Source organism: Brevundimonas sp., assembly GCF_035626535.1.
Lineage (GTDB): Bacteria > Pseudomonadota > Alphaproteobacteria > Caulobacterales > Caulobacteraceae > Brevundimonas.
The window spans coordinates 1-20,044 of the sequence record NZ_DASPNO010000066.1 but is presented as its reverse complement, the minus strand read 5'-3'; the positions used below and the strand labels follow the sequence as shown (position 1 = coordinate 20,044).

General features: G+C 71.0%; 24 protein-coding genes. 7 read left to right on the top strand and 17 right to left on the bottom strand.

Translation table 11 applies throughout. The annotated features are described in order from the left end of the window. The first annotated feature begins 8 nt into the window (after positions 1 to 8). Positions 9 to 686, top strand: a complete 678-nt coding sequence (locus tag VEC04_RS10435; protein WP_324776539.1) for a Fe2+-dependent dioxygenase — start codon at positions 9 to 11, stop codon at positions 684 to 686. A gap of 141 nt (positions 687 to 827) precedes the next feature. Here the strand turns inward: VEC04_RS10435 and VEC04_RS10430 are convergent, their stop codons facing one another. Genes VEC04_RS10430 through VEC04_RS10400 form a run of 7 tightly spaced genes read right to left on the bottom strand, consistent with a single transcriptional unit; the run spans position 828 to position 8,747 of the window. Then, complete coding sequence (locus tag VEC04_RS10430) at positions 828 to 2,192, bottom strand: sulfite reductase subunit alpha (RefSeq protein WP_324776537.1); 1,365 nt, start codon at positions 2,190 to 2,192, stop codon at positions 828 to 830. Further along, on the bottom strand, positions 2,189 to 3,241 hold the full coding sequence (locus VEC04_RS10425; RefSeq protein WP_324776535.1) for an FAD:protein FMN transferase: 1,053 nt from the start codon (positions 3,239 to 3,241) through the stop codon (positions 2,189 to 2,191). The genes VEC04_RS10430 and VEC04_RS10425 overlap by 4 nt, the downstream gene beginning before the upstream one ends. A gap of 44 nt (positions 3,242 to 3,285) precedes the next feature. Further along, positions 3,286 to 4,101: a DUF4198 domain-containing protein gene (locus VEC04_RS10420; protein ID WP_324776533.1), complete on the bottom strand. Its 816-nt coding sequence runs from the start codon at positions 4,099 to 4,101 to the stop codon at positions 3,286 to 3,288. A gap of 10 nt (positions 4,102 to 4,111) precedes the next feature. Further along, positions 4,112 to 4,618, bottom strand: a complete 507-nt coding sequence (locus VEC04_RS10415; protein WP_324776531.1) for a DUF2271 domain-containing protein — start codon at positions 4,616 to 4,618, stop codon at positions 4,112 to 4,114. A 7-nt stretch (positions 4,619 to 4,625) separates the two neighbouring features. Next, positions 4,626 to 5,276 (bottom strand): PepSY-associated TM helix domain-containing protein, encoded by a 651-nt coding sequence (locus VEC04_RS10410; RefSeq protein ID WP_324776529.1) that lies wholly within the window; start codon positions 5,274 to 5,276, stop codon positions 4,626 to 4,628. A gap of 40 nt (positions 5,277 to 5,316) precedes the next feature. Next, on the bottom strand, positions 5,317 to 7,329 hold the full coding sequence (locus VEC04_RS10405; protein ID WP_324776527.1) for a TonB-dependent receptor: 2,013 nt from the start codon (positions 7,327 to 7,329) through the stop codon (positions 5,317 to 5,319). Then, positions 7,326 to 8,747, bottom strand: a complete 1,422-nt coding sequence (locus tag VEC04_RS10400) for a glutamate ligase domain-containing protein (protein WP_324776525.1) — start codon at positions 8,745 to 8,747, stop codon at positions 7,326 to 7,328. The genes VEC04_RS10405 and VEC04_RS10400 overlap by 4 nt, the downstream gene beginning before the upstream one ends. Positions 8,748 to 8,905: 158 nt before the next feature. On the opposite strand from VEC04_RS10400, the gene VEC04_RS10395 reads away from it, so the two are divergent. From VEC04_RS10395 to VEC04_RS10385, 3 genes are read left to right on the top strand one after another with little or no spacing between them, the layout of a single operon-like run. Further along, entirely contained in the window at positions 8,906 to 9,199 is a 294-nt protein-coding gene (locus VEC04_RS10395) for a hypothetical protein (protein WP_324776523.1), read from the top strand. Beyond that, entirely contained in the window at positions 9,196 to 10,017 is an 822-nt protein-coding gene (locus VEC04_RS10390) for an LD-carboxypeptidase (RefSeq protein ID WP_324776521.1), read from the top strand. Before VEC04_RS10395 ends, VEC04_RS10390 begins: the two co-directional genes overlap by 4 nt. Before the next feature lie 55 nt (positions 10,018 to 10,072). Next, the gene (locus tag VEC04_RS10385) at positions 10,073 to 11,020 is read left to right on the top strand and encodes an aspartyl protease family protein (RefSeq protein ID WP_324776519.1); all 948 of its coding nucleotides are present in this window, start codon (positions 10,073 to 10,075) and stop codon (positions 11,018 to 11,020) included. Between the two features lie 3 nt (positions 11,021 to 11,023). Here the strand turns inward: VEC04_RS10385 and ypfJ are convergent, their stop codons facing one another. From ypfJ to VEC04_RS10355, 6 genes are all read right to left on the bottom strand, one after another. Further along, entirely contained in the window at positions 11,024 to 11,872 is an 849-nt protein-coding gene (gene ypfJ, locus VEC04_RS10380; protein ID WP_324776517.1) for a KPN_02809 family neutral zinc metallopeptidase, read from the bottom strand. Between the two features lie 68 nt (positions 11,873 to 11,940). Continuing rightward, positions 11,941 to 12,330, bottom strand: a complete 390-nt coding sequence (locus VEC04_RS10375; protein ID WP_324776516.1) for a hypothetical protein — start codon at positions 12,328 to 12,330, stop codon at positions 11,941 to 11,943. Between the two features lie 45 nt (positions 12,331 to 12,375). Further along, positions 12,376 to 13,032 (bottom strand): methyltransferase, encoded by a 657-nt coding sequence (locus VEC04_RS10370; protein WP_324776514.1) that lies wholly within the window; start codon positions 13,030 to 13,032, stop codon positions 12,376 to 12,378. Positions 13,033 to 13,042: 10 nt separating this feature from the next. Then, positions 13,043 to 13,588 (bottom strand): 5' nucleotidase, NT5C type, encoded by a 546-nt coding sequence (locus tag VEC04_RS10365; RefSeq protein ID WP_324776512.1) that lies wholly within the window; start codon positions 13,586 to 13,588, stop codon positions 13,043 to 13,045. Positions 13,589 to 13,593: 5 nt separating this feature from the next. Further along, entirely contained in the window at positions 13,594 to 13,974 is a 381-nt protein-coding gene (locus VEC04_RS10360; RefSeq protein ID WP_324776511.1) for a hypothetical protein, read from the bottom strand. Between the two features lie 54 nt (positions 13,975 to 14,028). Then, positions 14,029 to 14,970 (bottom strand): fatty acid desaturase family protein, encoded by a 942-nt coding sequence (locus VEC04_RS10355; RefSeq protein ID WP_324776510.1) that lies wholly within the window; start codon positions 14,968 to 14,970, stop codon positions 14,029 to 14,031. A gap of 145 nt (positions 14,971 to 15,115) precedes the next feature. Between VEC04_RS10355 and VEC04_RS10350 the strand changes: the two genes are divergently transcribed. From VEC04_RS10350 to VEC04_RS10340, 3 genes are read left to right on the top strand one after another with little or no spacing between them, the layout of a single operon-like run. Continuing rightward, positions 15,116 to 15,523, top strand: a complete 408-nt coding sequence (locus tag VEC04_RS10350) for a hypothetical protein (protein WP_324776508.1) — start codon at positions 15,116 to 15,118, stop codon at positions 15,521 to 15,523. Then, positions 15,520 to 15,717: a helix-turn-helix transcriptional regulator gene (locus VEC04_RS10345; RefSeq protein WP_324776506.1), complete on the top strand. Its 198-nt coding sequence runs from the start codon at positions 15,520 to 15,522 to the stop codon at positions 15,715 to 15,717. The genes VEC04_RS10350 and VEC04_RS10345 overlap by 4 nt, the downstream gene beginning before the upstream one ends. 34 nt (positions 15,718 to 15,751) lie before the next feature. After that, the gene (locus VEC04_RS10340; RefSeq protein ID WP_324776504.1) at positions 15,752 to 16,693 is read left to right on the top strand and encodes an alpha/beta hydrolase; all 942 of its coding nucleotides are present in this window, start codon (positions 15,752 to 15,754) and stop codon (positions 16,691 to 16,693) included. Here VEC04_RS10340 and VEC04_RS10335 read toward each other — a convergent pair. The 4 genes from VEC04_RS10335 to VEC04_RS10320 all read right to left on the bottom strand — a co-directional run bounded on the left by VEC04_RS10335 (position 16,675) and on the right by VEC04_RS10320 (position 19,662). After that, positions 16,675 to 17,184, bottom strand: a complete 510-nt coding sequence (locus VEC04_RS10335; RefSeq protein WP_324776502.1) for a hypothetical protein — start codon at positions 17,182 to 17,184, stop codon at positions 16,675 to 16,677. The two genes, VEC04_RS10340 and VEC04_RS10335, sit on opposite strands and share 19 nt — an antisense overlap. Before the next feature lie 92 nt (positions 17,185 to 17,276). Then, positions 17,277 to 17,792 carry a hypothetical protein gene (locus VEC04_RS10330; RefSeq protein ID WP_324776501.1) on the bottom strand — a complete coding sequence of 172 codons (516 nt, stop codon included), beginning with the start codon at positions 17,790 to 17,792 and terminating at the stop codon, positions 17,277 to 17,279. A gap of 2 nt (positions 17,793 to 17,794) precedes the next feature. Continuing rightward, a complete protein-coding gene (locus VEC04_RS10325; RefSeq protein ID WP_324776499.1) occupies positions 17,795 to 18,634 on the bottom strand; it encodes a DUF3298 domain-containing protein in 840 nt (279 codons plus the stop codon). Between the two features lie 11 nt (positions 18,635 to 18,645). Next, entirely contained in the window at positions 18,646 to 19,662 is a 1,017-nt protein-coding gene (locus tag VEC04_RS10320; protein WP_324776497.1) for a UbiA family prenyltransferase, read from the bottom strand. Positions 19,663 to 20,044: the final 382 nt, after the last annotated feature.

Here is a 20,044-nt window from a genome sequence, read left to right as displayed (position 1 = left end):
ATCGGGCCATGCTGCTCCACATCCCCGGCGTCTTCACCAAGGACGAGGTCGCGACGCTGCGGTCGCGTCTGGACGCCGGGCCGTGGGCGGACGGCAACGTCACCTCGGGGCACCAGTCGGCGACCGCCAAGGTCAACCGTCAGCTGCCGGAGGACTCGGCCGAGGCGCGCGAGGTCGGAGCGCTGGTTCTGCAGGCGCTGAACGCCAACCCGATGTTCGTGTCCGCGGCCCTGCCGCACACGATCTTCCCGCCGCTGTTCAATGCCTATGAGGGCGGCGAGCATTTCGGCGTGCACGTGGACAACGCGATCCGCCAGCGGGGGAATGTCCGCATCCGCAGCGACCTGTCGGCGACGCTGTTTCTGGCCGAGCCCGAGGACTACGAGGGCGGCGAGCTGATCATCGAGGAGATGTACGGCCCGCAGGCGGTCAAACTGCCGGCCGGGGATCTGGTGCTCTATCCGTCGAAGAGCCTGCACCGGGTCACGCCGGTGACGCGCGGGCGGCGGGTCGCGAGTTTCTTCTGGATTCAAAGCCTTGTGCGGGACGACGCGGACCGGGAGACGCTGTTCCGGCTGGATGTCGCGATCCAGAGGGTCAATGCGGAGAAGGGACCGAAGGACCCGGCGGTGCTCGAACTGACGGCCGTCTACCACAACCTGCTGCGGCGCTGGGCCGACGTCTGACGGCGACGATTTCGACTATGAAATCCCGGCGATTTCGATCACCCAAACTGACGAAAGCCCGGCCATTTCGACCAGCATGACCATCAAGGTTCGGCAAATCGACTTAAGAAGGCGAGCTCGCCGGCGCAGACGCCGGCCCGTCTAGTACACATCGCGGCGGTAACGGCCGGTTTCGGCGAGGGTCAGCAAACGCTCAGGGCCGAGGGCCTTTTCGAGGGCGGCGTGGACGCCCTGCGACATGCCTTCGAGGCTGCCGCAGACGAGGATGCTCGCGCCGCGATCGACCCAGGCGACCACTTCGTCCGCGTGCTGATCGATCAGATGCTGGACATAGCGACCGTCGCCCGGATCGCGGGAAAAGGCGCGGTCGAGGCGGCTCAGCGCGCCGGCGGCGACAGCCGCCTGAAGCTCCCCGTCGAGGAAGGCGTCACGGGTCGAGGTGCGCTCGCCGAACATGAGCCATGTGCCGCCGTGCGCCGCACCGGCGCGGGCGCGCCAGTGGGCGCGGAGTCCGGCGAGGCCGGTGCCGTTGCCGATCAGGATCAGCGGGGTTTCGGGGGCGGGGCCGTGGAAGCTGTTATTGGTGCGGATGCGCATGTCGACCGGGTCGCCAATGGCGAGTCCGCGGATCAGCCAGCCGGAGGCGAGGCCGGGCGAACCGTCCGGGCGGGTCATCAGCCGAACGATGAACTCGACGCGGGCGTCGGCGGGCAGGGAGGCGACGGAGTATTCGCGGCTGCCGGGCGAGGGGTCGCCGGGCAGGCCGACCTCGGCGATGTCGCCGGCGACCCAGTCGGGACTGTGGTCGACCGGCTCGAAGGCCAGCAGCCAGGCCTCGCCGCCCGGGCTGCCGGGGTTCAGATGGGTGCGGGCCGTCAGGCGCCAGCGATCATAGGCCGGCGGCGTCCAGTCCGCCTGCACGGCATGGCCGGTGACGACGCCGAGCTGGTGCTGCCAATGGCGGATGGCCCCGGCGTCGCCGTCGTCGACCTCGACGCGGTCGAACAGGGGCGTTGCGCCCGAGCGCTGCAGCCAGCTGTCGAGCGCACGGCCGAAGCCGCAGAAGTCGGCGTAGGTGCGGTCGCCGAGCGCGAGCAGGGCGTAGGAGAGGCCGGCCAGATCGGCGGGCGCCGTCATATGCTTGCGGGCGAACCACGACATGGCGTCCGGGGCGTCGCCCTCGCCGGTGGTGGAGGCGACGATCAGGACCCGGCCGGCGGCCTTCAGTTCGTCGGGCTCGAGATCGCCGAGCAGGACGATGCGGGCAGGAACGCCGACGTCCGACAGGCTGGAGGCGGTCATCCAGGCCAGTTCCTCGGCCTGGCCGGTCTGGCTGGCGAAGGCGACGAGCAGGGCGTCCGAGGCTTCGGCCGGGGCCAGGACGGCGGCGCGATGGGCGGCGGCGCGGCGCGCGCGCGCGCGGCTCCACGCCACGGCCGCGACGATCAGCAGCCACAGGACGACGGCGGCGGCCGCCCACAACCAGCGGACGGGGTCGGCGGTCACGCGCCCTCGTTCAACATGGCGGTGAAGGCGGGGGTGACGGTCTCGGTCATGACGCCCCCATCGCCGCGCACCACGAAGGCGGCGGCGATGTTCATGGCCTCGGCGAAGGCGCGGCCTTCCTCCGGTCCCATGACGGTCAGGGCGGTGGCCATGGCGTCGGCGTACATCGCCGTGTCGGCGAGCACGGTGACCGAGGCGACGCCGTTGTCGACGGGACGACCGGTGCGGCCGTCGATGGTGTGGCTGTAGGTCTTGCCGTAGGCCTCGAAATTCCGGATCCAGTCGCCCGAGGTGGCCACGGCCATGTCGAACAGGGCGGCGACGGTGCGCGGCGCGGGCGCGCCCGGCGCCTGCTGCAGCTCGGTCCACCACGGACGGGCGTCGGGCTTGACGCCGGCGCCGCGTAGTTCGCCGCCGATCTCGACCAGATGGTGGGTGGCGCCCATGGCGGTGAGCCGTTCGGAAACCTTGTCGACGGCGTGGCCCTTGGCGATGCCGGAGAGGTCGAGCTTGACGCCGCCCAGCTGCTGAACGGCGCGGGCGTCGCGATTCAGGCGCAGCCGGCCCCAGCCGCTGAGGGCCCTGGCGGCGGCGATTTCGTCCTCGAACGGCACGGTCGGGGCGTTGCCGAAGGCGTCGAGCGGACGCGGGCCGGGCGGGCCGAAGCCCCACAGGTCGACGAGGGCGCCGAGGGTCGGATCGACGGCGCCATTGGTGTCGTCGGCCAGTTCGAGGGCGGCGTTGAGCAGCGACCAGAACGGCTCGGACACCGCCCAGAAGCCGGGAGGGGCTGCGTTGAGGCGCGAGAGCTCCGAGCGTGGGTCCCAATGGCTGAACAGGAGAACGATCCGGTCCAGCTCGTCCTCGATCGCCGACTGGAAGGCGGCCCTGGCGAGGCCCGGCGCGGGGGCCAGACGCACGGCCCAGGTCGTGCCCATGGTCTCGCCGGCGAAGTCCCAGATGATGTCCGTGGCCGGCCGCGTGGGGACCTTGCCGTGGGTCGGGATCAGCACGCGGTTGTTCTCGCGCGGCCCGCCCTCGCCGATCACGACGGTCGGAGGGACGGACCGGTTGGGCGCGGAGGGTCGGTCGGTCAGGGCAGCACTTCCATGACCGCGACATACTGGGCGTTGGCGGCGATGGTTTCGCCCTGCGCCGGGGTGCGCACCGTGGCGTTGAGCCAGTACATGCCGGGCTCGGGCCAGGTGACGGTGAAGGCGCCGTCGGCGCCGGTGGTGACGGTCATCTCTTCCGGGTTGTCGCGGTAGCGCGTGCCGCCGCGGGCGACGGTGACCTCGACGCCGGAGGCCGGAAGACCGTCGATCGACAGTTTGAAGGTCGCCGCTTCGCCGGCCACGAGATCGTTGGGGTGGGTGACGGGGCTCAACGCCAGACCGTCCGCCGGATTGGTGAAGACGGTGTCGGTCGGGGCGCCGAGGGTGACGAAGGTCTCGACGCGGCTGGAGGTGCGGGTGGCCACGACGTCGGTGGCGCCGGCCGGGATCGCGCCCGGGAATTCCGCGGCCTGGCCGCGCCAGCGCTTGTCCTCGCCGTTCTCCTTGTACGTCGCCGTGACGCCGCTCATGACGTTGGCGATCTTCCATGTGCCGGGCTGGGTCAGGTGCAGGTCGAAGGTCGAGCGGTAGCGGCCGCGCATCATGTTTTCGGGCTGGGCGGTCGAGCCGTCCGGCGCGGTGATGACCAGACCCGCGAGGTTCATGGCGGCGTGGTCCGGAATGAAGACCCCGTTGGACATACCGGCGTCGAAACCGACCCAGGCGTCGGTTCCGGACAGGACGGTGGAGGTCGGGGCCAGCCAGGCGCGGTGGGCCTGGGCGGACATCGGCAGGGCGAGAGCCGCCAGGATACCGAGGACGGGGGCGGCGAGGAGGGCGATGCGCTTCTTCATGGGATGATCCTTAGCGGGTGACGGTGACGCTGACAGCGCCAAGTTCACTGGAGCCCGAGGCGCGGGCGGTGTTGGCGGCGCCCCAGCGGAAGGGCACCCGGACGGCCTCGCGGCCTCCCAGTTCGCGGGCTGCCTCGACCACCATCACATAGTCGCCGGCGGCCAGGCTGGAGAGGCGGGCGCCCGGGACAGAGACGGTGTGGCGGCCGGGGGCCTTGGTAGCGCTGGAGATTCCGTCGGCCGGCAGGGCCAAGGCGCGGCCGCCGCGGCGCCACCAGGTGCGCATGTCCTTGAGCCAGTCCTTGCCCTCGGCGACGTTGGAGACCTCGTACCAGACGGCGAGGGTGCGCACCGCGGTATTGTCGGGCCGCTCGATCCACACGGCGACATAGGGGCGGTGGTAGGCGGCCACCGACAGGCGCGGGATCTCGACCGAGACGTTGAGGTCGGCGGCGAGGGCGGGCGCGGCGGCGGCGCTGGCGGCGGCGGCTGTGGCGGCGAGGGTGAGCTTACGCATGGGACACTCAGTGGATGAACAGCAGGGCGATGAGGGCGGGGATCAGCAGGCCGAGACCCAGCAGCGGCCAGGTCGAGGGGCGCTGGCGGGCGTGGAGCCAGGTCAGACCGAACCCGGTGACCGCGAAGACGACGCAGGCGGCGGCGAAGACGTCGATGAACCAGTACCAGACCGGTCCGGTGTTGCGGCCCTTGTGCAGGTCGTTGAGCCAGGCCACCCAGCCGCGGGTGGTGCGCTCGCGCAGGGCCTCGCCGGTGGCGCGGTCGATGGTCAGCCAGCCGTCGCCGCCGGGTTCGGGCAGGGCGACATAGATCTCGTCGGCGGTGGTTTCGGTGGGGCGGCCGGCGATGCGAACCTTGAGGGCATCCGAGGCCCAGCGGGCGACGGCGTCAGGGACCGGGTCGGTGGTCTCTTCCGGGAAGGCCTCCAGGCGCTCGAGCAGCGGCGCGGGCAGGGCGGCGGTCTGCTCGACGGTGACCGGCTCGGCGGGGATGTCGGCGGCGTGGTTCAGGGTGATGCCGGTGACCGCGAAGAGCAGCAGGCCGATCAGGCTGAGGGCGGCGGAAATCCAGTGCCACTGATGCAGCTGCTTGAGCCAGAACGAGCGTCTGGCGTTGAGGGCCTTCGGGGGCCTGACGGGAGCGGCGGCTTCGGTCACGTCCGGCTTGTGCCGAAGTTGCGAACGGTTTGCAATAGCGTCAGCGTGACAGTCTGACGCCGAGGCTCAGCGTTCGCGGCGGTCCGAAGCCGGCGACGCCGGCGCCGGTCTCCGACACCTCGACCCCGGCGTCGAACAGGTTGGCGGCGGCGAGCCAGACGGTGGCGGAGGGCGTCACGGCCCAGTCGGCGCGCAGGTCGACGGTGGCGGCCGCCTCAAGCACCCGGCTGTTGAGATCATCCTCGAAGCGGCGGCTCTCCCAGCGCAGGTCGCTGAAGAAAGACAACCGGCCCGTCGCGACCCACTCCAGTCCGGCGGCGGCGCTCCAGACCGGAGCCTGGGCGGGGCGCAGGCCGGTCAGTTGCGAGGCCATGGCGCCGCCGTCGACGCGGGCGTCGGTGGCGGACACGGCGGCCCTGAGGGAGAGGGCGTCGGTCAGGTCGATGCGGCCGTCGAGTTCGATCCCGCTCGCCTCGATGGTCCCGGCGTTCATGCGCTGGCGCAGTACGCCGCCCGCGGGGACGAAGCCGGCGCGGGGGAAGGTTCCGGGCCCCTGGCCGATCGTGACATTGACGATGGCGTCCTCGATCGTGGTCCAGAAGGCGGTGGCGGTCAGTTCGGCGCGGCTCCCGGACCAGGCCCAGCCCGCCTCCACTCCGGTGAGGCGCTCCGGCTCCAGGGCGGCGTTGGCCTCGGTCAGGTCGTTGCCGACCCGGAACGGGCGGTGCAGTTCGTTGAGGGTGGCGGGACGAAAGCCGGTGTAGGCGGCGAGGCGCAGGGCCTGTCCCTGTCCGATGTCCCGGCGGACGGCGAGACGGGCGCTGACCACCTCGCCGGAGCGGTCGGGGTCGGTCTCGTCCAGCGTGGGCAGGCCGGTGGCGAGGTCGGTTTCGAGGCGGCGACCCTCCTCGTTGCGCCAGCCGTCGTAGCGGAGACCGCCAGCGACCAGCCACGGACCGGACGACCAGCCGCCCTCGGCGTAGACCCCGGCCACGGAGGTCTCCCCGCCGGCGACGCGGCTACGGGTGAAGCCCGCCCCGAGATTGCGGAAGCGCTCGCGCGTCTCGCCCTCGTTGAAGCGGGCGTCGGCGCCGAGCTCCCATTCGACACGGGCGGCGCCGCTGACCACGATCCGGCGCAGGGCGGCGTTGAGGCCCCACCCGGTCGCAGGGGTTTCGAACTGATCGTTGGCGGGGGTGGTCGAAGCGCGGTCGGCGGCGACGGCGACGGAGGTGTTGGCGAGGTCGCTCTCGCGGCGCCAGGCCTGCAGGCGCCAGCCGGGCCGGTCGGCGAGGGGCTGAACGGCGGCGGCCGCCGAAAGCAGATTTCCGGTGGCCGTGGCGCGAGCGCCGGCGAGGCCGGACCCGCGGTCCTCCTCGAAGGCGGAAGCGCGCAGGGAGATCATGGCCTCGGAGACCGGGAGGTCGGCGCGCAAGGCGGCGCTGTGCACCTCCAGGTCGAGCGGGGTGTCGGCGGCGCCGGCGTCCGGGCCGCGAACGGGGACGTAGCCGTCGCTGGTTTCGTAGAGGCCGGAGGCGACGAGGCGGATGGGTCCGGCGTCCGCGGCGCCGGAAAAACCAAGGCGGGCGCCGCCGCGTTCGCTCACCGAGGCGTCGAGCGCGCCGCCGCCGTCGCGCTCACGCAGCTGGATGACGCCGGTCAGAGCCCCCGCGCCGTACGGGCCGGCGCCGGAGCCGCGCACGATATCGAGTCCGGACAGGCTCTCGGTCGGAACCTGCGACCAGATCACCCAGCCGCCGAACGGATCGTTCAGCGGCACGCCGTCGAGGGTGACGAGGGTGCGGCCGGCGCCGGAGGGGGCGATGGCGCGCAGGGAGATGCCCTGCGTGGTCGGGTTGGCCGCCTGGCTGGAGGTGCGGCGGAACAGGGAGACCGCAGGCACGGACGCCAGCGCCTCGTCCAGACGCTGCTGGCCGCGCAGGTCCTGCTCGTCCAGGCGGATGACGGAGAACGCGGCCTCGCCGGCGGCGGGCGGCAGGCGGGCGCCGGTGACGATGACTTCGGGAAGCTGCGGCGGGACGTCCTGGATCATCCGCCGGAAGCGCGCAGGCGCTCAAGAAGCTCCGCCGCGAACACCGACAGGGTGTCGTCGCGGGCGCCCATGATGACGATCCGGTCGCCGGGGCGGGCGATGTCGATCAGTCGATCACCGCAGGCTTCGCGGGTGGGCAGGGCCTCGGCGGCGCGGCCGCCGGCGCGGATGCCCGAGGCGATATCCTCCGAGCCGACGCTGCGGTCGGTCGTGCCCCCGTAATAGACCGGCTCGGGCATGAGCAGGACGTCGTCCTCGCGCAGCAGGCCGGTGAAGCCGTCGATGAACTCGTCGCGCATATGCTTCAGCGGGCCGAAGCCGTGCGGCTGGAACAGGATCAGCAGGCGGCCGTCGAAGGCGTGCAGGGTCTTGAGGGTGGCGGCGATCTTGTCCGGGTTGTGGGCGAAGTCGTCGATGACGGTGACGCCGTTGGCGGTCCCGACCACCTCCATGCGGCGCCGGATGCCGGCGAAGGCTTCGAGCGCGGCGACGGCCTGGTCGAGCGGCACGCCGACGGCCCGGGCGGCGCCGAGGGCGGCGAGGGCGTTGGCGACGTTGTGGGCGCCGGGGACCGGCAGCCTCACCGGGATGTCCGCTCCGGCGCCGCGCCCGGTCAGCCGGAACCGCATCCCCGTCGGCAGCGGTTCGAGGTCGTGGGCGGAGATGTCGGCGGTTTCCTCGCCGAGGGCGAAGGTGACCACCGCGTCGCCGCGTCCGGCCTCGACCATGCGCTGGGCCAGCGCCGCCGTCTCCGGGTTATCGAGGTTGAGCACGGCGGTCGCGGACCGGCCGGTGAAGCCGCCGAACAGGTCGCGAAGCTCCTCCATCGACTTGTGATCGAGCGAGATGTTGGAGACCACGGCGACGGTCGGGTCGTAGCGGGCGATGGAGCCGTCGGACTCGTCGACCTCGGAGACGAAGAACTCGCGGCCGCCGATCAGGGCGCTGGCGAACGGGTGGTCGGCGTCCGCGAAATTCTTCATCACCGCCCCGTTCATGACGGTGGGCTCGCGGCCGGCGGTGTGAAGGATCCAGGCGATCATGCCGGTGATGGTCGACTTGCCGCTGGTGCCGGCGACGCCGATCGAGGTCGGGGCGGCGTTGAACAGCTGGCTGAGCAGTTCCGGCCGGGTGACGATGCGGGCGCCGGCGCGGCGGGCGGCGCCGATGTCGGGGACGGCAGCCTCGATGGCGCCGGTGGCGACGACGATCTGATCCGGCCGGGCGACGCCGGAGCCGTCCTGCGGGTGCAGGGTGACGCCGTGCGCCTCGAGCCAGGCGAATTTCTCGGGCGTGCGGCCCTGGTCGCGGGAGCGGTCGGAGCCCTCGATGCGCGCTCCTTGCGCCTGCACGATCATGGCCAGGGGGAGCATGCCCGAGCCGCCGATGCCGCAGAAGAAATAGTCGTCGTTCGCCATGGGAGCTGAGTAGAGGGCCGGGCGGCGGAGGGAAAGGTGCAAGCGGGGAGGTGCGGCTTTCGGAAACGGTCTGGCTCCCCTAAGCTGCACACAGATCCGGAATTTGGTGGCCGATGACATCTAATGCCCTCCCCGCCTTGGTCGCTCGCGTTCTCGATATGCTCTTCGGAAAGACGTCGAGCGAGAACGACAAGGCGCAGATGCTGGCGGAACGGCCGCCGCGGTGGGCCGGGCGAATCATCTCCGCTCTCTATCTGGTCTGGTTCCTGCTTTTCAGCCTGTGGGGGGTCGGCAAGCTTGGTTGGCTGCCCGAGGACCGCGAGACCTTCACCATCTGGTGGCTCATCGCGATCAATGGCTACGGCGTCGTCGTGCAATGGATCAGCTATAGCGTCGATCGCCACTACAGGACGAAGGCCCGCCGCGGGCTGAGGTCGGCAGCCGCAGAATGAAGATCGGCATCGTCAACGCCAGTTCGCGCTTCAACCGGGAGCGGGCGGACGCCGTGCATGACTGGTTCGCGACCCATGTGCCCGACGGGTCGGTCAAGGTGGTGTTCCATCCGGCCAGCTTCGGCAAGCACGGGCATTTCGGTGGCGACGACGCCAGCCGGGCGGCGGCCTTCGTCGAATACGCCAACGATCCGCGGCTGGACGCGGTGTGGTTCGCGCGGGGCGGCTACGGCTCGTGCCGGATCGCCGAGGCGGTGCTGCCGCGGCTGACCGAGGTGGCGCGGAAGAAGCGGTACCTCGGCTATTCCGACGCGGGGACGCTGCTGGCGGGGCTCTACAAGGCGGGGTTCCCGCACGTGGCGCACGGGCCGATGGCTTCGGACGCGGTGCGCAACGACGCGACGGCGTGGCGGGCGCTGAACTGGCTCAAGCGGGGCGACAGGACCTCCTGGGAACCGACGCTGCATGACGACCCGCGCCCGGCCGTGGCCTTCAACCTGAGCATCCTCGACGCTCTGGTCGGGACGGCGCTGGAGCCGGACCTGGGCGGTCATGTGCTGATGCTGGAGGACGTTTCGGAGCCGCTGTACCGGGTCGACCGGATGATGTTCCACCTGACCGGACAGGCCTCGATCCGCAGGGTCGCGGGAATCCGTCTCGGGCGGGTGTCGGACATCGTCGAGAACGATCCCGACTTCGGCCTGACCCCGGAGGAGATCGTCCGCTACTGGTGCGAGCGCTCGGGCATTCCCTACCTCGGCGCGGCCGATATCGGTCACGACCGCGAGAACAAGGTGGTGCCGTTCGGTTCTCGCTAGGCGCGACAGCGGCGACGCTGGCGCCGGGCCCTCGGCCGCGCCATGTTCGAACGGCATGAACCGCCGCAACCTTCTGATCCGCGCCGCAGGACTGGCCGCCGTCGTCGGCGGCGCCTGGTGGGCCCGCGAGACCCTGTTCTGGCCCGCCCCGGATCTGGACTTCGGCGAAGGCAGCGCGACGCCCTGGCTGCCCTATGCGCGGCGGGCCAATGTGCCGACGGTGAAGGCGCGGGTGGAGGGGCGCGAGATCATCGCCCTGATCGACACCGGCGCGCAGTATTCCGTAATCGACCGCCGGCTGGTCGCAGCCCTGCCGCCGCAGCGCCGCTCGATGTTCGAGATGCCGCTGATCGCCTATGGCGTCGGCGGCGGCAGCCAGATGGGGCGCGGCACCACGGTCGAGGCGCGTCTGCCCGGCCTGACCATTGGCAAGCTGAGGGCGGCGATCCTCGATCTGGGTCCGCTGGCGTCGGAGGACGGGCTGAACACGCCGCTGATCCTCGGCCGGGACGTGCTGGAGCATCTGGTGCTGGCGATCGATCCGGCCCGGCGGCACGTGCGGCTGATCGCGCGCGAGGCCTTCGTGCGGCCGCCTGACCTGACGCCGACCGCGGTGCGGCGCTCGGGCGGGGGCTTGGTCGCCCAGGTCACCGTCGAAGGGGTTCCGGTGGATGCGGTGGTCGACACCGGCGCCTCGTCGATGCTGGCCCTGGACGAGGCCACGGCCCAGGCCGCGGGTCTGCTCGACGGGCGGCCGCAGGAGACAGGCACCAGTCTGGTGCTCGGCGGGGCGGTGCGGGCGGCGGTGCTGGAGGCGCGCACCGTGACTTTCGCCGACCACCTCTACCGGCGGGTGCAGGTCGGCATCTTCGAGCAGCCGCCGTTGCCGAACTTCCCGGGCGCGCTGGTCGGCATGGAGGCGTTCGCCGGCCGTCGCGTGGCGTTCGACCTCGGCGCGGGCACTCTGCACGTGTCGCGGCCGCTGGATCTGACTGTGGGCTGAAACCTAGAGGGCCGAGAAGGTGTCGCAGGCGGCCGGGTCGCCGGACTCGTAGCCACGCCGTAGCCACTCGACCCGCTGGGCCGACGAGCCGTGGGTGAAGCCCTCGGGCACCACGCGGCCGCCCTGGCGGCGCTGCAGGGTGTCGTCGCCGATGGCCGAGGCGGTGCGCAGGCCTTCCTCGAGGTCGCCGGCTTCAAGCGCCACGGCGCCGTTGGAAACGGCGGAGGCGTTGCGCGCCCAGACGCCGGCGTAGCAGTCGGCCTGGAGTTCGAGGGCGACGGAATACTGGTTGGCCTCGGCCTGGCCGGAAGCGCGCTGCCGGGCCCGCTGAACCTGCTGCGAGGTTCCGGTCAGCGTCTGGACGTGGTGGCCGTATTCGTGAGCGATGACATAGGCGCGGGCGAAGTCGGCGGCCGAGGCGCCGAGCTGGCTCTCCATCTGCTGCCAGAAGGACAGGTCCAGATACACGCGGCGGTCGCTGGGGCAGTAGAACGGCCCCATGGCGGACTGGCCGAAACCGCAGCCGGTCGAGGTGCCGCGCTCGTAGAGGACGACGGTCGGCGGCTGATAGCCCTGCAGCCTGGTCTTCCAGACGTCGTCGACATTGGTCCCGATGACGTCGACGAAGGCGCCGGCCTTGTCCTCGGGGCTGCCCTGCTTGCCCTGTTCCGCGCTGCCGACGCCGCCGAGCTGGCTGGTGATCTGCCGGGTGGTCTGGGGATCGATGCCGAAGACGAAATAGCCGATGGCGGCAAGGACGAGCGCCCCGATGCCCCCGCCGGCGATTCCGGCGCCGCCCAGTCCGCGCCGGTCATCGATGTTGCCGCCGCGTCGTCCGCCCTGCCAGCGCATGCCGTTCCCTCGTCCTGATCAAGCCAGGCGGTAACGCCGGCGACCGTGAAGGGATGCAGGCGGCGCGTCTAGCGCGCGGGGCGGTCGAGCCAGCGGTCGATCTGGGTGACGCCGGCAGTCGTGGCGCGGCGGCGCTCCGTGGCGGCTTCCCGCAGGGCGCGCTCTTCCTCAGGCGAGCGGAGAGCGCGGCCGGTCGGGTCCTCGGTCAGAGGCGGCTGGCGCGCGGCCTCCACTTCCATCCGGCGCAAGCGGGCTTCAAGCTCCAGCTGGCGGGCGAAGGCCGCGCGCTGATCCGCCTGGGCGCGCAGACGGTCGATTTCGTATCGGTGCTGGTCCGCCTGGTGGCGGTGCGGATCGACCGACGCGCCCGGAGCCACATAGGCCGGCGGCGTCTGCGCCAGCGCGGGGCTGCCGATGGCGACGGCGGCGAGGGCGAGCAGGGCGCGAACGGCGATCATGGAAAGCAATATGGTCCCGGGACCGTGGGATGCCAAGCGTCGCCGTCAGGTGGCGGCGAGGGTCCAGACGCAAGTGCGCTTGACGGCGGAGTCCTCGAGCTCACGGGTGGTCGGCACCTCGTATTCAGCGAGCAGGTCGAAGCCGGACCTCGGAAAGTAGGTCCGAAGAGGATCGCCGACGAGGACGCGGATGCCCCGATCCGCGGCTACCGTCAGCCACGCCAGCACGCGTTCCGCCATGGGCTTTTCATAAAAGACGTCGCCGGCGCAGATCACCTCGACATCCGGCGGCGGGGCCTCGAGCAGGTCGTCTTCGGTGAATGAAACCGCCGCGCTGTTGGCTGTGGCGTTCAGGGCCACGGCGGCGCCGCAGAACGGATCGATGTCGGCGCAGAGGGCGGACGTCGCCCCGGTCCTCATGGCCGCGATCCCGACGAGACCCGAGCCGGCGGCGAAGTCGAGCACGCGCTTGCCTACCACCTCCCGCGGATTGTCGAGCAGCCAGCGGGCGAGGCCCTGACCGCCGGCCCAGGCGAAGGCCCAGAACGGCGGGGGCAGGCCCATCTCGCCGAGTTCCTCCTCGGTCAGCCGCCAGATCGGGGTGATCTCGTCGGCCAGCCACAGCGAAATCTCCGGCGTGTGCGGCACGGGCTGCAGACGGGTGTTGGCGAGGATGAAGGCGGCGGGATCGGGGATCGGCATCGATCCCGGCTTACAGGGTGTGGACGCGGCGCCAATCCTCATTCCTGTGGGCGGGCCGCGGCGCAGGTTCGAGGAAGCCGAGGCGGCGGAGTTCGGCGATCGACGCGGCCGCGGAGGTGTGGGGGATGAAGACGCCGCCTTCCTTCTCCCACAGGTGGCGGAATTTGACCGTGTCGTCGACGAGGGCGTCGCCCGGATGGCAGTGCTCCCGCTTGAGGGCCGAAGAGGTCGTGATCACCTCGACGCCGGGAAAATGCCGGGCGGCCCAGCGCCGTTTCTGCGGCTCGGCCCAGGCGCCCCGCGGCAGGCCGGTGAGGATGATCGGATCACGGTCGCGGACGGCCTCGAACAGCTCCATGGCGTCCGGCATCAGCTCGAGGGTGTTGAAGAAGTCCGGTGTCGAGGCGATCCGCGCCCAGAAGGCCTTGAGCCCGAAGCGCTGCTCGAAGGCGCGCGAGGACATGCCGAGCACCGCTCGCGCGCCTTTGTCGAAATCGGCCAGCACGCCGTCGCAGTCGAGGTAGATGCGTGGTTCCGGCCGAGGTTCGCGCGCCATGGGGGTCAGCGGGGATGGGACTTGGCCGCGTCGCCACCCGCTTCGTTCGGACCATCGTCAACGCCGCCGCCGGCGCCGAACTCGCGGCCGGGCATGACGGAGTCTGCAGCGGGGTCGCCGGCGCGCCAGCCGCGCTCGTGGGATTCCCAATTGGGCGGGCGGCGCTCGATCTCGCTGTCGCTGACCGGGTTGCGCCTCGGGCCGCGGACGACCCGCTCCTCGGGCGGGATCCGCATCGGCGTGGACTCGCGGCCCGGATCCTTGCCGGCGGCCTGGCTGCTGCGGACGGTCTCGTCCTCCCGCAATTCTCTGGCCGAGCGGTTGCCGCCGTGGGAGCCGCGGTGACGATCCTCGCCGGGCGACGGTCTGGATTCGGAATTGCCCATCGGAGTCTCCTTTCGCCCCCGACATCAACCGAAGGTCCCGGCCGTGGTTCCCGTCTATCCGGCGGTTCGGCCGCTCGCGGTCCTCAGCACATCGAGATAGTTCCGCGCGACCTCCATGCCCTGACCCTGGGGCTTGTCGCGCACGGCGCGATGCAGCGCCGGCAGCTTCCAGCAGGGCACGTGCATGAACAGGTGGTGCTCGGCGTGGAAATTGACCCAGTAAGGAGCGATGAAGGCGCGCTCCCACCACGAGGCGCACGTGGTGCGGGCGGCGCGGAAGGCGTCGTCGGCCGAGCCCTCGACGCAGGCGTGTTCGGCGACGTTGCGCAACCGGGTGACCATCGGGAACCAGGTGGCGAGTGGCAGGAGCCAGAGGGCGAAATATGCCCACCAGACGCCGGCGAGGACGGCGCCTGCGAGCAGGGCGGCGTTGACCAGCAGGAAGGGCGCGACGCTGCGACCCGTGACGACCGCGCCCTCAGCGATGTCCTCGTCCCGCTGCGACGCGAACGCTTTGAAGGCGAACAGCACGCGCTGCTTGAAGAAGGTCTGACCGGTCAGGTCGCGGATGATCTTGCGGCGCAGCGAGGCGCGGGTGACCGGGAAGGGGGCGGACAGGACGAGGTCCGGGTCCTCGGCCTGCTGGGCGTATTTGTGGTGGCTGAGATGATAGGGCCGGTAGAGCGCCAGCGAAGCGCCGATGGGGATGGCGCAGAGCCAGTGGCCGAGGAAGTCGTTGATCCCCCGGCGGGGCGACAGGCCGCCGTGCGCCGCCTCGTGCATCAGGATGGCGAGGCCGAGCTGGCGCGTGCCGATGACAGCGACGCAGAGCGGGATCAGGATCGGCCAGAGCACTCCGGCGGCGGCCGCCAGCAGGATCACGGCCCAGCAATGCAGAACCAGCAGAGGACCGGCCCAGGCGGCACGCGTCTGGAACGGCGCCCACTCGTCGGGGGTGAACAGGTCGGCCGGACGGGCGCGGGGAGCGGCGGGCATGGAGGGCAGGATACGCCCGCCTGAAGGCGGCGCAAAGCGGAGCGGGCGGCCACGGTCGATGTCAGGCGGATCTGACGAAAAGTCAGGTTGACATGACATTCTGTTAGTGTCAGGTATGCCTGACATCACGTCAGGAACTCATGTCATGCTTTCTCTCGGGAAATCGAACACCACCTCTGCGGGCCGGCGATATGTCACCCGCACCATGGCCTTCATGAGCGGCTATGTGGCGATCAATGTCGCGGCCATCCTCGGGGCGTTCGACGACATGGCCTCGCCAGTGGCGGCCTGGGGACTGGCGTTGGCTGTGTCGGCGCCGGTGATCGGCCAGATCTGGGCGACGCTGGCGCTGATGCGGGAGTCGGACGAATACGTCCGGGCGGTGACCGCCAAACAGTTCATCCTCGCCGCCGGAATGGCCATGGCCATCGCCAGCGTCTGGGGGTTCGGCGAGAGCTATGCCGACGCCTATCACCTGCCTGGCTGGCTGATCTACCCGCTGTTCTGGCTGTGCTTCGGCCTTGCGGCGCCGTTCGTCAGGAGCAGCCGATGAAGAACCGGCTGAAACTGCTGCGCGTCGAGCGCGGCTGGACGCAGGAACAGCTGGGTCAGGCGCTGGGCGTATCGCGGCAGGCGGTGAACGCGCTGGAGACCGAGAAGCACGACCCGTCGCTGGACCTCGCCTACCGCATCGCCGTGCTGTTCGCGCGGCCGGTGGAAGACGTCTTCGAAAACCCTCACGCCTGACGGTTGTCAGGACAAGCTCACAAGGACCACGACCATGATGTTCATGTCCCGTCACGGCGGCGGCCGCGTGCTGCGCGTCTTCGCCATCGCCTCGGCCGTCGCCGTTCTCGCCGGAGGCGTCGCCCTCGCCGTCCGGGCCGAAGCGGCTCCGGTTTCCGCCGTGCAGACGGCGTTCGCCTCGGACCGGCTGTCGGTCGAGGTCGTCGGCGGCGGCCCCGACGTGATCCTGATCCCGGGACTGGCGTCGTCGCGCGAGGTGTGGCGGGCCGAGGCGGAGCGGCTGAAGGCGACGCATCGGGTGCATCTGGTGCAACTGGCCGGGTTCGCGGGGGAGCCGTGGGCGCATGACGACGGGCCCTTCGTCGAGCCGGTGGTCGCGGAGCTGGCCCGCTACATCCGCGAGGCGGGACTGGAGCGGCCGGCGGTGATCGGCCACTCGATGGGCGGGCTGGGCGCGCTGTTGCTGGCGCAGGCGGAGCCGGGGCTGGTCGGCAGGGTGATGAGCGTCGACAGCCTGCCGTTCTTCAGCGTCCTGTTCGGGCCGCAGGTGACGGCCGAGGCGGCGCGGCCGTTCGCGGCCCAGGCGGCGGCCGGGATACTGTCGGCGGACGAGGCCTCGTTCCGGGCGCAGCAGGCGCAGACGGCGATCGGCATGGCCCGCGATCCGGCGACGCGGGAGGCGATAGTCGAGTGGTCGTTGGCGACGGACCGCCAGGCGATGGCGGCGGCGATCCGGGATGTGATGACCACCGACGCCCGGCCGGGGCTGGCGGGGATGACCACCCCCGTGTGGGCGGTCTACGCCTCCGACGCCGACGGTGGCGCGCCGGCGGCGGGGGCCGATGCGCTATGGGCCCGCGAGTATGCGGCCCTGCCGGGCGTGAGGCTGGTCCGGGTCGACGGCAGCCGGCACTTCATCATGGCCGATCAGCCGGCGCTGTTCGCCGGACTGGTGGATCAGTTCCTGGCGGACTGACCGGCGGCGGCGGCGCGGGCGACGTTGCCTGGCAGGCGGCAGGACAGGATGAAGCCGCCCTCCTGGGCTTGCTGTTCGGGCGTGGGGAGGTCGAAGCAGTCGGTGGCCTGAATTGGCAGGCTGTCGGCGATCACGAGGCCCCCCTCGGCGCAATCGACCTCGATGAGGGGAATGTTATCGACGGTATAGGCGACGAGCTCGGCCGCGGAGACGTCGCACTGGAGCTCGGCGCGTGCGACCAGATCGCGGGCGTAGCGCCGGGCCTCGCGTGGGGACATCCGCACCTGGAAGGGCGCCGGCCGGTTGCGATTCATCTCCCGGCGGGAACTGGGAATACGGCTGGGCGTGGTCGCCATGATTCCGATATCGGAAGGACTTCCGAGAACTTCCCGTCCACTGTAGCCGGGGCCCGAGCCGGGCGTCTGGGCCGACGCCGAGGTTGCGACGAGGGCCGCCGCGGCGACGGCGAGAGAATAGGCGATGCGAGCCATACCCTACCTCCTCCAAGTGGCGTGACGTCTCCGACCCGTGCCGGCTGTCCGCCGAATTCATCGTTGCTCCACAGCCCGCGCAGTCCGGGCTGTCAGTTCCTGGCGGACTGACGCGCGGCGTTCACCACCGCGACGTTGCCGGGCAGGCGACAGGTCAGCATGTAGCCGCCCTGCTCGGCCTGGTCTTCGGGCATCGCGAGGTCGAGGCAGTCCATGGCCTGGATGGGCAGGGTGTCGGCGATCACGAGGCCGCCCCCCACGGCGCAGTCGATTTCCATCAGCGGGATGTTGTCCTCGGTATAGGCCACGATCTCGGCCTCGGCGACGTCGCACATGATATCGGCCCGGCCCACCAGTTCGCGGGCATGGAGTCGGGCCTGGCGCGGCGACATGCGGACCTGGAAGGACGTTTCGCGGCCCCGGTTCATCTCGCGGCGCGAGCTGGCGATGCGGCTGGGCGTCGTCGACATGATGCCGGCGTCGGACGGATTGCCCAGGACTTCCGTCCCGCTGCCGCCGGGGCCCATGGGCACGCCCGAACTGATGACCTGGGCGGCGGCGGGAGTCGCGACCACGGCGACGGCGAGAGAAAAGGCGATGCGGACCATACCTAGCCTCCTGTGGGCGTGACGTCTCCGACCCGTGCCGGCTGCCCGCCGAATTCATCGTTATATGACACAACCAGCAGGGATCTGAAAACCACAACCGGGACGGCGATCTCATAACCGCCCTCGGCGTAGGACCCGGCCTGGTAGGGGCCGATCAGGAAGGTCAGGCCGGCCGCCTTGCCGGGCGTGCCGCCGGGGGTCAGCACGAAGGGGGTAGTGGCCACGCGCGGACAGGCGAACGGCTTGCTGTCGAAGGTGATCGAGGCCCCGTCCGGCACGCGGGCGCGCTTGGCGGCGTTGAGCGCCGAGCACAGGGCCTGGTCGAGGGCGGTCAGGTCGGCCCCTTTGCGGAACAGGTCGGCGAGGCCGATCTGGCGCTTCAGCGCCTTGTCCCAGAGGATGCCGCTGGTCAGGGTGTTGGGGTGGGCGCCGCCGGTATAGTCGAGGGCCACTCGCTTGAGGCTGAGCAGTTTGCCGGTCTCGGCGGCAGTGGTGATGGTGACGGTGTTCTCGTATTTCGGCCGGCCCGTCGGCGCGCCGGCCTCGGTCAGCTCGCCCTGCGCCCCCTCGGCGAACTGGCGCAGCTTGCGGACTTCCTCGGCGTAGAGACGGGCGTGCAGGTCCGGGTGCGCCTTCAGGGCGTCGGGCAAGCTCAGCCTGATGTCGGCCCAGGGTGTCTTCTCGTCCAGCCCCTGGGGCGCGGCGGCCTCGGCGGGCGTGACCAGGGCGTCCGGATCGGCCTTCGACGCCGGCGGCGCGTCCGCTTCCCGGTCCCGGTTGCAGGCGGCGAGCGTCGCGGCCACGGCGGCGGACAGGAGCAGCAGCTGTAGGGGGCGGGTCATGCAGGAATCCTTCAAAGCGGAAGCTGAACCGAGCCGAGAATGATGGCGACAAGCAGGATGAGGCCGGCGTCACGATTGGACCTGAACAGCCGGAGCGCAAGGGCGGGATCGTCGGTGCGCACGTCGCGGGCCTGACGCATCAGGTGGGCGGCCCACGGCAGCAGGGCGACGTAGAACAGGAGGCCGAGGCCGGCGGCCGCGCCGGCGGCGACGGTGAGGATGATGGTGAGGAGGTAGAAGACGGCGACGCCACGGCGAACATTGGGGCCGAGACGGCGGGCGGAGGATTTAACCCCGACCATGGCGTCGTCCTCGATGTCCTGCAGGGCGTAGATGGTGTCGTAGCCGAGGGTCCAGAAGACGCCGCCGAGGTAGAGGAGGAGGGCCGGGAGGGCGAGGTGGCCGTGAGTGTCGGCCGAGGCCACGAGAAACCCTTGTCCAGCCGCCTCCAGAGTCCGGAACCAGGCCCAGAGCAGGAAGGGCAGACCTCCGACGGCCGCATAGCCCATCAGGGCGCCCCAGTTGAAGGTCAGGCCCAGCCAGGCCTGGGGCCACCAGGTGATGCGCTTCATGAAGGGGTAGACGGCGACGAGGGCGAGGGAGGCGACGCCGAGCAGGATGCCGGTCAGGTTCAGGGTCAGCAGGATCAGCAGGCTGACGAGGCTGCAGCCGATGACGAAGGCCCAGGCCTGTTTCACCGAGATGCGGCCGGAGGGGATGGGGCGTCGGGCGGTGCGGGCGACCCTGGCGTCGATGTCGCGGTCGACGATGTCGTTGAAGGCGCAGCCGGCGGCGCGCATCAGGCAGGCCCCGAGGGCGAAGCCGAGGAACAGCCAGGCGTCGTAGAGGTCGGGCGTCTTGTGATGCTGGCCGAGCGCGAGGGCGATGCCCTGCCAGCCGGGGAGGAGCAGCAGCCAGATGCCGATCGGCCGGTCGAAGCGGCCGAGCTTGAGCCACGGCTTGAGGCCCTCGGGCGCCTGGCGGTCCACCCAGTTGGATCCGGCGTCGGGAAGCGAGGCGGAGGTCATGGTGGAGGTTGTAACGGCTTCCGGGAGCGGGGGTCGAGGGAAGAGGGGAGAGTGCAGTTCTCCCTTCCCGTCCGGGGAGGGTGGTCGCGAGAGCGGCCGGGTGGGGACGGCTGACTGAGGATGACGCGACCCTGACGGGCCGCCCCCACCCTGTCGCCGCTGACGCGTCGACATCCCTCCCCGGCCGGGGAGGGAGACGGCGGGCGCGAGTCCGCATCTTGCGCAGGGTGAGCCGCGAAAGTCAGGGAGGGCGCGGGACAGCCGGGCCTCGCCCGGTGCTGTTGTGTTGTTACCGTTTCGACGAGACAGGCTGCCCCGCGCGGCCGTTTTCCACACGCCCTCCGACTGGCGGCCCTGCCTTCGGGCCTTTGACGGATCACGC

Excerpts from the sequence above, each read along its gene's own strand:
- VEC04_RS10350 (WP_324776508.1), top strand. The coding sequence starts at position 15,116 with ATGCTTTCTCTCGGGAAATCGAACACCACCTCTGCGGGCCGGCGATAT.
- VEC04_RS10320 (WP_324776497.1), bottom strand. The coding sequence starts at position 19,662 with ATGACCTCCGCCTCGCTTCCCGACGCCGGATCCAACTGGGTGGACCGC.
- VEC04_RS10360 (WP_324776511.1), bottom strand. The coding sequence starts at position 13,974 with ATGGGCAATTCCGAATCCAGACCGTCGCCCGGCGAGGATCGTCACCGC.
- VEC04_RS10335 (WP_324776502.1), bottom strand. The coding sequence starts at position 17,184 with ATGGCTCGCATCGCCTATTCTCTCGCCGTCGCCGCGGCGGCCCTCGTC.
- VEC04_RS10390 (WP_324776521.1), top strand. The coding sequence starts at position 9,196 with ATGAAGATCGGCATCGTCAACGCCAGTTCGCGCTTCAACCGGGAGCGG.
- VEC04_RS10395 (WP_324776523.1), top strand. The coding sequence starts at position 8,906 with ATGCTCTTCGGAAAGACGTCGAGCGAGAACGACAAGGCGCAGATGCTG.
- VEC04_RS10400 (WP_324776525.1), bottom strand. The coding sequence starts at position 8,747 with ATGGCGAACGACGACTATTTCTTCTGCGGCATCGGCGGCTCGGGCATG.
- VEC04_RS10405 (WP_324776527.1), bottom strand. The coding sequence starts at position 7,329 with ATGATCCAGGACGTCCCGCCGCAGCTTCCCGAAGTCATCGTCACCGGC.
- VEC04_RS10385 (WP_324776519.1), top strand. The coding sequence starts at position 10,073 with ATGAACCGCCGCAACCTTCTGATCCGCGCCGCAGGACTGGCCGCCGTC.
- VEC04_RS10345 (WP_324776506.1), top strand. The coding sequence starts at position 15,520 with ATGAAGAACCGGCTGAAACTGCTGCGCGTCGAGCGCGGCTGGACGCAG.
- VEC04_RS10370 (WP_324776514.1), bottom strand. The coding sequence starts at position 13,032 with ATGCCGATCCCCGATCCCGCCGCCTTCATCCTCGCCAACACCCGTCTG.
- VEC04_RS10325 (WP_324776499.1), bottom strand. The coding sequence starts at position 18,634 with ATGACCCGCCCCCTACAGCTGCTGCTCCTGTCCGCCGCCGTGGCCGCG.
- VEC04_RS10420 (WP_324776533.1), bottom strand. The coding sequence starts at position 4,101 with ATGAAGAAGCGCATCGCCCTCCTCGCCGCCCCCGTCCTCGGTATCCTG.
- ypfJ (WP_324776517.1), bottom strand. The coding sequence starts at position 11,872 with ATGCGCTGGCAGGGCGGACGACGCGGCGGCAACATCGATGACCGGCGC.
- VEC04_RS10415 (WP_324776531.1), bottom strand. The coding sequence starts at position 4,618 with ATGCGTAAGCTCACCCTCGCCGCCACAGCCGCCGCCGCCAGCGCCGCC.
- VEC04_RS10340 (WP_324776504.1), top strand. The coding sequence starts at position 15,752 with ATGATGTTCATGTCCCGTCACGGCGGCGGCCGCGTGCTGCGCGTCTTC.
- VEC04_RS10365 (WP_324776512.1), bottom strand. The coding sequence starts at position 13,588 with ATGGCGCGCGAACCTCGGCCGGAACCACGCATCTACCTCGACTGCGAC.
- VEC04_RS10435 (WP_324776539.1), top strand. The coding sequence starts at position 9 with ATGCTGCTCCACATCCCCGGCGTCTTCACCAAGGACGAGGTCGCGACG.
- VEC04_RS10355 (WP_324776510.1), bottom strand. The coding sequence starts at position 14,970 with ATGCCCGCCGCTCCCCGCGCCCGTCCGGCCGACCTGTTCACCCCCGAC.
- VEC04_RS10330 (WP_324776501.1), bottom strand. The coding sequence starts at position 17,792 with ATGGTCCGCATCGCCTTTTCTCTCGCCGTCGCCGTGGTCGCGACTCCC.
- VEC04_RS10375 (WP_324776516.1), bottom strand. The coding sequence starts at position 12,330 with ATGATCGCCGTTCGCGCCCTGCTCGCCCTCGCCGCCGTCGCCATCGGC.